11 protein-coding genes and 1 other RNA gene are annotated in these 12,800 nt (G+C 61.8%); 2 read left to right on the forward strand and 10 right to left on the reverse strand.

Annotated features, from left to right (window positions below):
* The 10 genes from murD to rsmI all read right to left on the reverse strand — a co-directional run bounded on the left by murD (position 1) and on the right by rsmI (position 10,421).
* Positions 1-1,347: a UDP-N-acetylmuramoyl-L-alanine--D-glutamate ligase gene (gene murD, locus QLG12_RS02390; protein ID WP_282473811.1), complete on the reverse strand. Its 1,347-nt coding sequence runs from the start codon at positions 1,345-1,347 to the stop codon at positions 1-3.
* Between the two features lie 5 nt (positions 1,348-1,352).
* Positions 1,353-2,435, reverse strand: a complete 1,083-nt coding sequence (gene mraY / locus QLG12_RS02395; protein WP_015096766.1) for a phospho-N-acetylmuramoyl-pentapeptide-transferase — start codon at positions 2,433-2,435, stop codon at positions 1,353-1,355.
* Positions 2,435-3,802 carry a UDP-N-acetylmuramoyl-tripeptide--D-alanyl-D-alanine ligase gene (gene murF / locus QLG12_RS02400; RefSeq protein WP_282473812.1) on the reverse strand — a complete coding sequence of 456 codons (1,368 nt, stop codon included), beginning with the start codon at positions 3,800-3,802 and terminating at the stop codon, positions 2,435-2,437. The genes mraY and murF overlap by 1 nt, the downstream gene beginning before the upstream one ends.
* Positions 3,795-5,258 (reverse strand): UDP-N-acetylmuramoyl-L-alanyl-D-glutamate--2,6-diaminopimelate ligase, encoded by a 1,464-nt coding sequence (locus tag QLG12_RS02405; RefSeq protein ID WP_282473813.1) that lies wholly within the window; start codon positions 5,256-5,258, stop codon positions 3,795-3,797. Before QLG12_RS02405 ends, murF begins: the two co-directional genes overlap by 8 nt.
* Positions 5,258-6,997 (reverse strand): penicillin-binding protein 2, encoded by a 1,740-nt coding sequence (locus QLG12_RS02410; RefSeq protein WP_197868571.1) that lies wholly within the window; start codon positions 6,995-6,997, stop codon positions 5,258-5,260. Before QLG12_RS02410 ends, QLG12_RS02405 begins: the two co-directional genes overlap by 1 nt.
* Positions 6,997-7,290 carry a cell division protein FtsL gene (gene ftsL, locus QLG12_RS02415; protein ID WP_007956777.1) on the reverse strand — a complete coding sequence of 98 codons (294 nt, stop codon included), beginning with the start codon at positions 7,288-7,290 and terminating at the stop codon, positions 6,997-6,999. Before ftsL ends, QLG12_RS02410 begins: the two co-directional genes overlap by 1 nt.
* On the reverse strand, positions 7,287-8,228 hold the full coding sequence (rsmH, locus tag QLG12_RS02420) for a 16S rRNA (cytosine(1402)-N(4))-methyltransferase RsmH (protein ID WP_197868570.1): 942 nt from the start codon (positions 8,226-8,228) through the stop codon (positions 7,287-7,289). The genes ftsL and rsmH overlap by 4 nt, the downstream gene beginning before the upstream one ends.
* 2 nt (positions 8,229-8,230) lie before the next feature.
* On the reverse strand, positions 8,231-8,686 hold the full coding sequence (gene mraZ, locus QLG12_RS02425) for a division/cell wall cluster transcriptional repressor MraZ (protein ID WP_007917012.1): 456 nt from the start codon (positions 8,684-8,686) through the stop codon (positions 8,231-8,233).
* A gap of 402 nt (positions 8,687-9,088) precedes the next feature.
* Positions 9,089-9,442: RNase P RNA component class A (rnpB, locus tag QLG12_RS02430), an RNA gene on the reverse strand.
* A 73-nt stretch (positions 9,443-9,515) separates the two neighbouring features.
* Complete coding sequence (rsmI, locus tag QLG12_RS02435) at positions 9,516-10,421, reverse strand: 16S rRNA (cytidine(1402)-2'-O)-methyltransferase (protein WP_197868414.1); 906 nt, start codon at positions 10,419-10,421, stop codon at positions 9,516-9,518.
* 177 nt (positions 10,422-10,598) lie between these two features.
* Here rsmI and QLG12_RS02440 point away from each other — a divergent pair, with 177 nt between their 5' ends.
* Both QLG12_RS02440 and QLG12_RS02445 read left to right on the forward strand, forming a co-directional pair.
* A complete protein-coding gene (locus tag QLG12_RS02440; protein ID WP_108563213.1) occupies positions 10,599-12,410 on the forward strand; it encodes a penicillin-binding protein activator in 1,812 nt (603 codons plus the stop codon).
* The gene (locus tag QLG12_RS02445; protein ID WP_064383965.1) at positions 12,410-12,772 is read left to right on the forward strand and encodes a YraN family protein; all 363 of its coding nucleotides are present in this window, start codon (positions 12,410-12,412) and stop codon (positions 12,770-12,772) included. Before QLG12_RS02440 ends, QLG12_RS02445 begins: the two co-directional genes overlap by 1 nt.
* Positions 12,773-12,800: the final 28 nt, after the last annotated feature.

Here is a 12,800-nt window from a genome sequence, read left to right on the forward strand (position 1 = left end):
TCATGCCAGATCCTCCACGGCGCGGACGAACTGGTGACCACGGTCTTCGTAGTTCTTGAACATGTCGAAACTGGCGCAGGCCGGCGACAGCAGCACCACGTCACCCGGTTGGGCAGCGGCGCGGCATTGGGCGACCGCGTCGACCAGCGTAGTGGCGCGAATCAGCGGCACGGCATCGCCAATGGCTTCGCCGATCCTGTCGGAGTCGCGGCCCATCAGGATCACGGCGCGACAATGAGCCGCCACCGGATCGCGCAGGTCCTTGAAGTCGGCACCCTTGCCGTCGCCACCGGCGATCAGCACGACCTTGCCGTTGATGTCCGCGCCCAGGCCTTCGATGGCCGCCAGTGCGGCGCCAACGTTGGTGGCCTTGGAATCGTTGTAGTAACCGACGCCGTCCAGATCACGCACCCATTGGCAACGGTGTTCAAGACCGGCGAACGTGCGCAGGGCCGCGAGCATGGCGTCGAACGGCAGCCCGACCGCGTGGCCGAGCGCCAGCGCCGCCAGGGCGTTGGACTGGTTGTGGGCGCCGCGAATTTTCAGTTCACGCACCGGCATCAGGTTCTGGAATTCGAAGGCCAGGTATTTCTCGCCATTCTCTTCACGCAGGCCGAACGCCTTGAAATCCGGTTGGGTCAGGCCGAAGGTCCAGCACGGCTGGCCCTCGCCCATCAGCGGACGGGTCAATGCGTCCTGACGGTTGACCACGAACTGCTTCGCACCCCGGAAGATCCGGTGCTTGGCCAGGTGGTAGGCCGGCAGACCGCTGTAGCGATCCATGTGGTCTTCGCTGATGTTGAGCACGGTCGCCACTTCGGCGTTGAGCTGGTCGGTGGTTTCCAGCTGGAAGCTCGACAGTTCCATCACGTACAGCTCGACGTCATCGCTGAGCAGATCCAGCGCCGGCGTACCAAGGTTGCCGCCCACCGCCACGCGCTTGCCGGCCGCAGCCGCCATCTCGCCGACCAGGGTGGTGACAGTACTTTTCGCGTTGGAACCGCTGATGGCCACAATCGGCGCCTTCGCGTTACGCGCGAACAGCTCGATGTCGCCGGACAGCTTCACGCCACGGGCCGCGGCGGCTTGCAGGGCCGGGGTCGCCAGCGCCAGGCCGGGGCTCACGTAGAGCTCGTCGGCACGGCACAGGAACTCGACGTCCAGCTCGCCACAACGCACTTCCACGTGCGGATAGTCACGCTGGAGCGTGGCCAGTTCCGGTGGATTTTCCCGCGTGTCGGCCACGGCAAACGCCACGCCCCGGTTCGCCAGGAAGCGAACCAGGGACATGCCGCTCTTGCCGAGGCCGACAACGATGCGGAAGTGGTCAGAAGCGATCAGAGACACTCGTTCTACCTCAGCTTCAGGGTGGCAAGGCCGATCAGCACGAGAATCACGGTGATGATCCAGAAACGGACGATCACGCGCGGCTCGGGCCAGCCCTTGAGTTCAAAGTGGTGGTGAATCGGCGCCATGCGGAACACACGGCGACCGGTCAGCTTAAAGGACGCAACCTGAATGACGACTGACAGGGTTTCCATCACGAACACGCCGCCCATGATGAACAGGACGATTTCCTGACGGACGATCACCGCGATGGTGCCCAGGGCAGCGCCCAGCGCCAGTGCGCCGACGTCACCCATGAAGACTTGCGCCGGGTAGGTGTTGAACCACAGGAAGCCCAGGCCGGCACCGATCAGCGCGCCGCAGAACACGATCAGCTCGCCTGCGCCCGGTACATAAGGGATCAACAGGTACTCAGCGAATTTCACGTTACCCGACAGGTAGCAGAAGATGCCAAGGCCACCACCGACCATCACTGTCGGCATGATCGCCAGGCCATCGAGGCCGTCGGTGAGGTTGACCGCGTTGCTCGAACCGACGATCACAAAGTAGGTCAGCACGATGAAGCCTGCGCCCAGCGGAATGCTGTAGTCCTTGAGCATTGGCAGGATCAGGGTGGTTTCCACCGGAGTGGCAGCAGTCATATAAAGGAAGATCGCCGCACCGAGGCCGAACACCGACTGCCAGAAATATTTCCAGCGGCTCGGCAGACCACGAGAGTTCTTCTCGATGACCTTGCGGTAGTCGTCGACCCAGCCGATGGCGCCGAACAGCAGGGTCACCAGCAGCACGACCCACACGTAGCGGTTGCTCAGGTCAGCCCACAGCAAAGTGCTGACGCCGATGGACGACAGAATCAGCGCGCCACCCATGGTCGGCGTACCGGATTTGGACAGGTGCGATTGCGGGCCGTCGTTACGAACGGACTGGCCGATCTGACGGTTCTGCAGGGTGCGGATCATCCACGGGCCGTAGCACAGCGACAAGACCAGCGCGGTCAGCACACCGAGGATCCCGCGCAGGGTCAGGTACTGGAAGACCGCGAAGCCTTTGTAGAACTGTTGCAGATACTCCGCTAGCAGCAGCAGCATTAATGTTTCTCCAGACTGGTCCCGCACAGGGCCGCAACGATGTTTTCCATCGCTGCGCTGCGCGAACCCTTGATCAAAATGGTGGTGTTTGTGTCCTGCTCGGCGGCGAGGGCCTGGATCAGTTCGGCCTGTGTGCCGAAGTGATGCGCCTCTTTGCCGAATGCGTTCACGGCGTGGACCATGTTCGGCCCGACGGCGTATAGCGCGGAAACCTTGCCCCGGGCGTATTCGCCCACGTCGCGGTGCCCCTGCTCCGCCCAGTCGCCCAACTCGCCGATATCCCCGAGCACCAGAACGGTGCGGCCGGAAAAGCCGGCGAGTATATCAACGGCCGCGCACATCGAGGTGGGGTTCGCGTTGTAAGTGTCATCGATCACGCGCATGCCGTTTTTCGCCAGTTGCGCGACGGTGCGACCCTTGACCGGTTGTACCGCGCCAAGCCCGGTGGCGATGCCGAACAGCGACACGCCCAGAGCGTGGGCGGCAGCGGCGGCGGCCATGGCGTTGGCGACGTTGTGGGTGCCGAGCAGGTTCAGTTGAACCCGTTCCACACCTTCAGGACTGTGCAGGTTGAACGCCGGGCAGCCGCGGGCATCGGTGGCCAGGTCGCTGGCATGGAAGTCCGCCTGAGTGTTGCTCAATGCGAAAGTCAGCACTTTGCGACCGGCAGCGCGGGTCTTCCAGATACCAAACGCCTTGTCATCGAGGTTCAGCACGGCGACGCCATCAGCAGCCAGCCCTTCGATGATTTCGCCCTTGGCTTCGACGATTTTCTCCGGCCCGCCGAACTCACCGACGTGAGCGGTGCCGGCGTTGTTGAGGATCGCTACGTGGGGCTTGGTCAGCCCGACGGTGTAGGCGATTTCACCCAGACGCGAGGCGCCCAGTTCGATCACCGCCGCGCTGTGTTCCGGGGCAAGTTCGAGCAGGGTCAGCGGTACGCCGAGGTCGTTGTTCAGGTTGCCACGGGTCGCGTGCACCGAACCGCGCGTGCGCAGGATGCTCGCAAGCATTTCCTTGACCGTGGTCTTGCCGCTGGAGCCGGTAACGGCCGCGACCGGTTTGGTGAACGCGGCACGGTTCAAGGCACCCAGCTGGCCGAGGGCCTGACGGGTGTCCTTGACCAGCAATTGCGGCAGCGTGCTGTCGGCGACTTCGCGCTCGACCAATGCCGCAACGGCGCCTTTGGCGGCGACTTCATTCAGATAGTCATGACCGTCGAAACGCGGGCCGGTCAGGGCGATAAACAGTTGGCCAGCCTTGATCGCGCGGCTGTCGATGCTCACGCCGTCAAAACTGGCGTCGGCGCTGATCAGACGGGCGTCGAGCGCGTTGGTCAGTTCGCTGAGTTTCAGGGCCTTAAGCATGGGCCACCTCCCACGCGGTCAGGGCGTGATCCGCCTCGACCAGATCAGAGAATGCGTGGCGCTCGCCGTTGATTTCCTGATAGTCCTCGTGACCTTTGCCGGCCAGGACAATCACGTCGTCGGCCGAAGCGCCGGCGATCAGTTGCGCGATGGCCTGGCCACGGCCAGCCACGAACGTCACGTTATCCACAGCCGTGAAGCCGGCGCGGATGTCATCGAAAATCACCGCCGGGTCTTCGGTGCGCGGATTGTCGTCGGTCACCAGCACGCGGTCGGCCAGACGCTCGACCACTTCGGCCATCAGCGGACGCTTGCCGCGATCGCGATCACCGCCGCAGCCGAACAGGCACAGCAGTTGACCTTTGACGTGCGGACGCAACGCGGTCAGCACTTTTTCCAGGGCGTCCGGGGTATGCGCGTAATCGACCACCACCAGCGGCTGAGTGCCGCCGCCGAGACGCTGCATGCGTCCGGCCGGGCCTTCGAGTTTCGGCAATACCTTAAGAATTTCGTCGAGCGCGTAATCGAGACCGAGCAGCGCACCGACGGCGGCCAGCACGTTGCTCAGATTGAAACGACCGAGCAGCGTGCTGCGCAGATGATGCTCGCCCTGCGGCGTGACCAGCGTGGCTCGCACGCCATGGTCATCGAACTGCGCTTCACGCACATAAAGATAGGCGCTGCTGTCAAGCAGACTGTAAGTGATCAGTCGCGACTCACGTTTTTCAGCGGCAAGCTGCCGGCCGAAATCGTCGTCGAGGTTGACCACGCGGCACTTCAAGTCATTCCAGGCAAACAGCTTGGCCTTCGCTTCAGCGTAGGACTCCATGGTGCCGTGATAATCCAGGTGATCGCGGGACAGGTTGGTCATCACTGCGACGTCGAACGCCAGCGCGGTAACCCGTCCCTGATCCAGACCGTGAGACGAAACTTCCATGGCCACGGCTTTGGCGCCGGCCTTTTTCAGGTCGCCCAGGGTCGCTTGCATGGCAATCGGATTCGGCGTGGTATGCAGGCCGCTTTGCAGCGCGCCATGAAAACCGGAGCCGAGGGTGCCGACGATGCCGCAATGCTGGCCGAGCAGATCCAGCGCCTGCGCCACCAGTTGGGTGACGCTGGTCTTGCCGTTGGTGCCGGTCACGCCGATCAGGTTCAGGTGATGACTTGGCTCACCGTAAAAACGCCCGGCGATGTCCGACAGCTGCGCTGCCAGGCCTTTGACCGGAATCAGCGGCACTTCGGTGATCGGCAGCACGGTGGCGCCTTCCACTTCATAGGCCACGGCGGCAGCACCGCGCTGCAAGGCGTCGGCAATGTGCGCACGACCGTCGAACTTGCCGCCCGGCACCGCGAGGAACAGGTCCCCCGCGCGTACATTGCGACTGTCGAGCGCCAGTTCACGGATCAACAGATCGTGGCCGGCGTGGGGGAAAATCTTGTTCAGACTCAGAGACATCAGCCGCGCCCTCCATTGGCTTTCAGCGGAACGGCCGGGGTGGCGTTGGCCTGTTGTGTGGTCGGCAGGTTGTCCGGGGTGACGTTCATCAGGCGCAGGGTGCCCGACATCACACGGCTGAACACCGGCGCCGAGACCAGACCACCGAAGTAACCGGCCTTGGTCGGTTCATCGATCACCACGACGATTGCATAACGTGGATCGCTCATCGGGCCGAAACCGGCGAACAGCGAGCGGTAAGAGTTTTCGGCGTAGCCCTTGGTGCCGACCGACGTTTTACGCGCAGTACCGGACTTGCCGCCCACGTGATACGCCGGCACCTGCGCACGGAACACGCCGCGCGGGGCTTCGATTACTTGTTGCAGCATGCCTTGCATGGTCTTGGCGACGGCTTCCGGCAGCACCTGGGTGGTCTGCGGCGCCTTGTCGGTTTTGATCAGGGTCAGCGGTGCGAGGCGACCGTTGTTGGCAAGCGCCGAGAATGCGTGCACCAACTGGATCGCGGTCACCGAAATACCGTAGCCGTATGACAGCGTTGCAGTCTCGGCCTTGCGCCACTCACGGTAGTTCGGCAGGTTGCCGACACGTTCGCCCGGGAAGCCGAGGCCGGTGTCCTGGCCGAGGCCGACTTTCTGTGCGAGGCGGAAAATGGTTTCGCCGCCGATATCGAACGCGACCTTACTCATGCCGACGTTACTGGAATTGATCAGAATGCCGGTCAGGTCGAGTACCGGACCTTCCGTCTTCGATACGTCCTTGATGGTGTACTTGCCGATCTGCAGGGAGCCCGGGTACACCTCGACGGTGTCGCTCGGTTTCCAGCGGCCGGTTTCGATCGCGGCGCTCATCGAGATCGCTTTCATGGTCGAACCGGGTTCGAACACGTCGATCATCGCGCGGTTACGCATCATCGCCGGTTGCAGGTTGCGACGGTTGTTCGGGTTGTAGGTCGGCTGGTTGACCATGGCGAGGATCTCGCCGGTCTTCACGTCCATGATCACCAGACTGCCGGCTTTCGCGCCGTTCTCGATGATCGCGTTGCGCAGTTCGCGGTTGGCCAGGTATTGCAGACGCAGGTCAATCGACAACGCCAAGGGCTTGCCGGCCTTGGCGTTTTTGGTGACCTGGACATCCTTGATCAGCCGACCGCGCCGATCCTTGATGACTTGCCGCTTGCCGGGCACGCCGGCCAGCCATTCGTCGTAGGCCAGTTCGACACCTTCACGACCGTGGTCATCGATATCGGTGAACCCGACCATGTGCGCTGTCACTTCACCGGCCGGGTAGAACCGGCGGAACTCTTCGATGCCATAGACGCCCGGCACTTTCAGGTCGAGCACGGCCTGGCCCTGCTCGGGGGTCAGCCCGCGCACCAGATAAATGAATTCCTTGTTGGCCTGGGCTTCGAGACGTTCGGCCAGGGCTTTCGGATCCTGCCCCAGCGCGGCGGCCAGTGCCGGCCACTTCTCTTTGGCGGCCTGCATTTCCTTGGCGTTGGCCCACAGGGTGGTCACCGGCGTACTGACGGCCAGCGGCTCGCCATTACGGTCGGTGATCAGGCCACGGTGCGCCGGAATAGGAATATGACGAACGCTGCGCGCATCGCCCTGGCCTTTAAGGAAGTCGCGGTCCACCACTTGCAGGTCGATGATGCGCCAGCAGATCGCGGCCACCATCATGCCCAGCAGACCAACCACCAGACGGAAGCGCCACGGGAAGAGTGCCCCTTCGAGTTTCATCATGGCGCCACCATCTTCACGTCAGCCGCGCCGGGGATGTGCATCTTCAGTTGTTCGGTGGCCAGCACTTCAATCCGGCTGTGGGCGGTCCAGGTACTTTGCTCGAGGATCAGGCGCCCCCATTCGGCCTGCGCCTTGTCGCGCACGCTCAGTTCGTTGTACAGGGTGTTGAGCAACTGCCGATTCCAGTGGGCGCTGTAAGACACGCCGATGGCCGACACGAGCACGCCAATGAACAGGAGCAGCATGAAAAAGCTGCCGCCGGGCAATGGCTTGGCGAAAAGCTTGCTCACCGCAACTTCTCCGCGACACGCATGACGGCGCTACGAGAACGTGGGTTGGCTTTGAGTTCGGCGTCGGAGGCCGTCTGCGCTTTGCCATGGACTTTGATTTTCGGTTCAAACGCAACGTGGCGAACCGGCAGATTGCGCGGCAGGTTGTCGGCTTCGCCTTTCACCAGCTTGCGCATGAACAGTTTGACAATACGGTCTTCCAGCGAGTGGAAGCTGATCACGACCAGACGGCCGCCCACTTCCAGGCATTCGAGCGCGGCTTCAAGCCCTGCTTCCAGGTCGCCCAACTCATTGTTGACATGAATGCGCAGCCCCTGGAAAGCGCGGGTTGCCGGGTTCTTACCCTTTTCCCACGCCGGGTTGGCCACTTTCAGGACTTCGGCCAGATCGGCGGTGCGCTCGAACGGCGTGACATCACGGCGCTCGACAACGGCACGGGCCATGCGACCGGAGAAACGTTCTTCGCCGTACTCTTTGAAGACACGGGCAATTTCTTCCACCGACGCGGTGTTGACGAACTCGGCTGCGCTGATGCCACGGGACGGGTCCATGCGCATGTCCAGCGGGCCGTCGTTGAGGAAACTGAAGCCGCGCTCGGCGTCATCGAGCTGCGGCGAAGACACGCCCAGATCCAGCAGAATGCCGCTGACCTTGCCTGTCAGCCCCTGTTCGGCAACCACCGAACCAAGCTCGGCAAAGCTGCGCTGTACAACGACAAAGCGGCCGTCTTCGGCCGCTAGCGTTTGCCCGGTGGCAATCGCTTGAGGATCCTTGTCGAATCCGATGAGCCGACCGTCCGGCCCGAGCTTGCTCAGGATCAACCGGCTATGCCCGCCGCGTCCGAACGTGCCGTCCAGATAGCAACCATCAGGACGTACGGCGAGAGCCTCGACGGCTTCGTCAAGCAGTACGGTGATGTGGTTAAAGCCGCTATCAATAGTCACAGGATCAGATCACGCAGTTCGTCAGGCATGGCGCCCGGTTGTTGTATGGCAGCCAGGTCAGCGGCAGAAACCGCGTTCCAGGCATCTTCGTCCCACAGCTGGAACTTGTTCAGTTGGCCCACCAGCATCGCGCGCTTGTCGAGCTTCGCGTATTCGCGCAGACGTGGCGGCACCAGGAAACGCCCACTGCCGTCGAGCTCGAGGTCAACGGCATTACCAATCAATAAGCGTTGCAGACGACGGTTCTCTTCGCGAAGCGAAGGAAGCGCGCGCAACTTGGTTTCAATAATTTCCCACTCATCGAGCGGGTAGACACACAAACACGGATCAACGGCATCAATGGTCACGATCAACTGGCCGGAACTGCGCGAATCGAGCTCGTCACGGTACCGGCTCGGCATGGCGAGACGGCCCTTTGCGTCGAGACTGATAGCGTTAGCTCCGCGAAACACGTTTGCGTTTCTCCAATTTTTATCGTTTTGAGCTCAAAAAACCCACTTCATGCCACTTTCCGCCACTTGCGCACACTATAGGAATGCGCCCACCACACCGTCAAGGCGCGGATTAAAGGAAAACCCTTACAGAACGGAGATTTAGGAGCATAAAAGGAGGAGTAACGAGAATCTGGCGGATGCTTTTATCCAATAACTTGAAGCAGCACTGAAAGCTGCGCTCGAAAGTTAAAGTGATTTGTTAAGAGTAAGATTTTTTCGGTATTACAAAAGCGCTTCTGCTGTTGATTGAAGCAAGGTGGGAAATGGCTATTACTGCGCTTGCCGCTGCCGGTTTCCAGCGCAGGCCTGCTGATAATAAACAGCCCTGTCGCCTTTAATTCAAGCAGGGAAAAGAAAAAGGTGGAGAGTCGATCTGTAAGCCGGGTTCTGTCTTGAACAGTCATTCGTCTACGATGGCCATCACTGGACATCTTTAGCAACCTACCCGGTCCCAGCGCGGGCCACGCCTTGGGACCCTATTTGGTCTTGCTCCAAGTGGGGTTTACCTAGCCACGAACTGTTGCCAGACGTGCGGTGCGCTCTTACCGCACCTTTTCACCCTTACCGGCGCCGAAGCGCTTAGGCGGTTATTTTCTGTGGCACTTTCCGTAGGCTCACGCCTCCCAGGCATTACCTGGCACTTCGCCCTATGGAGCCCGGACTTTCCTCCCCCCCCTAATTTTCATAGAGGGCAGCGACTGTCCGATCGACTCTCCGCCGCGCAGGTTAACGGCAGAGCGGCCGAAGAACAAGCGCTAATAGCCCGCAAACCGGTCTGCGCGACGGGTTACGCGTCTTTTTGCTGATCCAGCGCAACCTGATACAGCACGTTTTTGCGCTCACCGGTGATTTGCGCCGCCAGAGCCGCCGCGCGCTTGAGCGGCATCTCTTCCAGCAACAGGTTGAGGATGCGCATCGCCTCGCCGCTGACAGCGTCTTCGGATTCCGGCGCAGTCCAGCCCGCCACCACCACAACGCATTCGCCGCGCTGTTGATTGCTGTCGGCCTCGACGAATGCCCGCAATTCACTCAGCGGTAATCCCTTGAGGGTTTCAAAAGTCTTGGTGATTTCACGAGCGAGCAATGCCGGACGATCAGCACCGAACACTGCCTCCATATCCTGCAGGCATTCCAGAATGCGATGCGGCGCCTCGTAGAAAATCAGCGTGCGCGGCTCTTCCTTGATCGCTTCCAGACGCGCCTTGCGCCCCACGGCCTTGGCCGGCAGAAAGCCTTCGAAGATAAAACGGTCGGATGGCAAACCGGCAGCCGACAACGCCGCGATCAATGCGCACGCACCTGGCACCGGCACCACATTGATCCCGGCGGCACGCGCCTGACGCACCAGGTGATAACCGGGATCGGAAATCAGCGGCGTGCCGGCATCGGAAATCAGCGCGACGTTGTCACCTGCCAAAAGACGGGTAATGAAGCGACTGCCTTCATCCCGCTCGTTGTGTTCATGACAGGCCGCCAGCGGTGTGGAGATGCCGAAGTGCTGCATCAGGCGCTGTGAGTGGCGCGTATCTTCGGCGGCGATCAGCGCCACCTCGCGCAGGATCTTCAACGCCCGCGCGCTGATGTCATCCAGGTTGCCGATGGGCGTCGCCACCACATAAAGCGAGCCCGCAGCGGAATTCAAAGGACCTGGAGCAGTCAAAGCGCACACCTCATGATCGGTAAAAGCCGCCATTGTAGCGCGTCGCGCGGCGGACGATGCGTCCGGGTCGGACACGGTTTGTCGCACCATTGTGAGGCTGCGCACTCTTTGTATCAGCTAAATTGACGGTTTCACGCCAGTAACATCGCGCCCCGGCCAGTGCTTGGGTACAATTCGACGCTAATTTGATCGAGTATCAGGAACACTTACATGATCGCTTGCCTGCGGCTGTTCACTGCCCTCTGCCTCGCTGCCTTGCTGGCGGCTTGCGCCAGCTCCCCTTCCTCCAGCCTTGGCGAACTTCCACGGACCCCGGATGCCACCATCGAGCAATTGCTCGAACAGGCTGCCCAGGCCAAATCGCCGGATAAGGCTGCACTGCTGCGCTTGAGTGCGGCAGACATGGCGTACCGCCAGGGCAATGCCGGACAGTCCGCGCAAATCCTGCAGCAAGTGCCGATGGAACAACTCCAGCCGGGCCAGCAGGCATTCGCCAGCACCCTGTCTGCCGAACTGGCCATGACCCGCAACCAGCCGAAAGCCGCGCTGACTGCCTTGAGCCATCCAAGCCTGCAACGCCTGAGCGAACTGTCCGTACCGCTGCAAGTTCGCGCCGGCACCGTTCACGCCCGCGCCCTTGAAGCCGACGGCCAGACCCTGGCCGCCGCCCGCGAGCGCATCTTCATCGCGCCGATGCTGGAAGGCGAAGCAGCCAGCAAGAACCACGAAGCGATCTGGACCCTGATTGCGTCGCTGCCGGCCGATCAACTGCAAGCGAACACCACCGATGACCTCGGCGGCTGGATGAGCCTGGCCCTGGCGGTGAAAACCGCTGGCACCCTGGAACAGCAGCAAGCCGCCATCGACAACTGGCGCAACCAGCATCCGAAGCACCCAGCCGCGATCAACCTGCCGCTGCCCCTGACCAAACTCAAGGAGCTGGCCAGTCAGCCCCTAAGCAAGATCGCCCTGCTGCTGCCACAGGACGGCCAGTTGGCCTCGGTCGGCAAGGCCCTGCGTGACGGCTTCATGGCCGCGCACTATCAGGCCCAGCAAGCCGGCCAGAAACCGCCGGCGATCGAGTTCTACGACAGCTCGAAACTGACCAATCTCGACGAGTTCTATCGCAAGGCCCAGGCCGATGGCGTGCAACTGGTCGTCGGCCCGCTGGAGAAGCCACTGGTCAAACAACTGAGCACTCGCCCGCAACTGCCGATCACCACCCTCGCTCTGAACTACAGCGAAGGCGATCAAGGTCCGGCACAGTTGTTCCAGTTCGGTCTGGCCGCTGAAGACGAAGCCCGCGAAGTCTCCCGCCGCGCCCGTGCAGACGGCCTGCATCGCGCCGCCATCATGGTGCCGAAAGGCGAATGGGGCGACCGCGTCCTGCGCGCCTTCAGCCAGGACTGGCAAGCGAATGGCGGCAGCATCGTCGCCACCGAACGCGTTGACCAGCCAGTACAACTGGCCCAGCAAATCGCCGACATGTTCCAACTGCGTCAGAGCGAAGCCCGTGCCAAGAGTCTGCAGAACGCCGTCGGCACCAACGTTGCCGCTCAGCCTTCGCGTCGCCAGGACATCGAATTCATCTTCCTCGCCGCGACACCGCAACAGGCGCAGCAGATCAAGCCGACCCTGAACTTCCAGTACGCCGGTGACGTGCCGGTTTACGCGACCTCCCACGTGTTCAGCGCCAGTGGCGACGTCAACCAGTACAACGACATGAACGGTGTGCGCTTCTGCGAAACCCCGTGGCTGCTGGAAACCAGTGATCCGCTGCGTCAGCAGGTCACCGCGCAATGGCCCCAAGCCGCCGGCAGCCTGGGTCGCCTGTACGCGATGGGTGTCGATGCCTACCGCCTGGCACCACGCCTGGACCAGCTCAAGGCACTGCCGGACAGCCGCATCGAAGGTCAGTCGGGCAGCCTGGGCATGACCCAGTCCCAGCGCGTGGTGCGTCAATTGCCGTGGGCGCAGTTCGTCAGCGGTCAGATCCAGCGCCTGCCGGACACTCCACGCTGATGCCCGACAGGTCACACCTGCAAAGCGGCAAGAATGCCGAGCGCCAGGCGCTCGAGCATCTGCAACACCAGGGTCTGCGCCTGCTGGCGCAGAACTGGTTATGCAAACGCGGTGAGCTTGATCTGGTCATGCTTGATGGCGATACAGTAGTATTCGTCGAAGTCCGCTACCGAAAGAACACTCAATGGGGTGGCGCACTCGACAGCATCGATGGGCGCAAACGGCAGAAACTGATTTTCGCCGCACAGTATTTTCTTCAGCGTGAATCACGTTGGGCCAATTCCCCCTGTCGCTTCGACGTGGTGGCTATCGACAGCCACCAGGGTCAGTTGAACTGGTTGCAGAATGCGTTCGACAGCTGACGCCTGCTCCGCCCCGGACACTTTCACT

The sequence above is a fragment of the Pseudomonas sp. V88_4 genome (assembly GCF_029967985.1).
Taxonomy (GTDB): Bacteria; Pseudomonadota; Gammaproteobacteria; order Pseudomonadales; family Pseudomonadaceae; genus Aquipseudomonas; species Aquipseudomonas glycinae.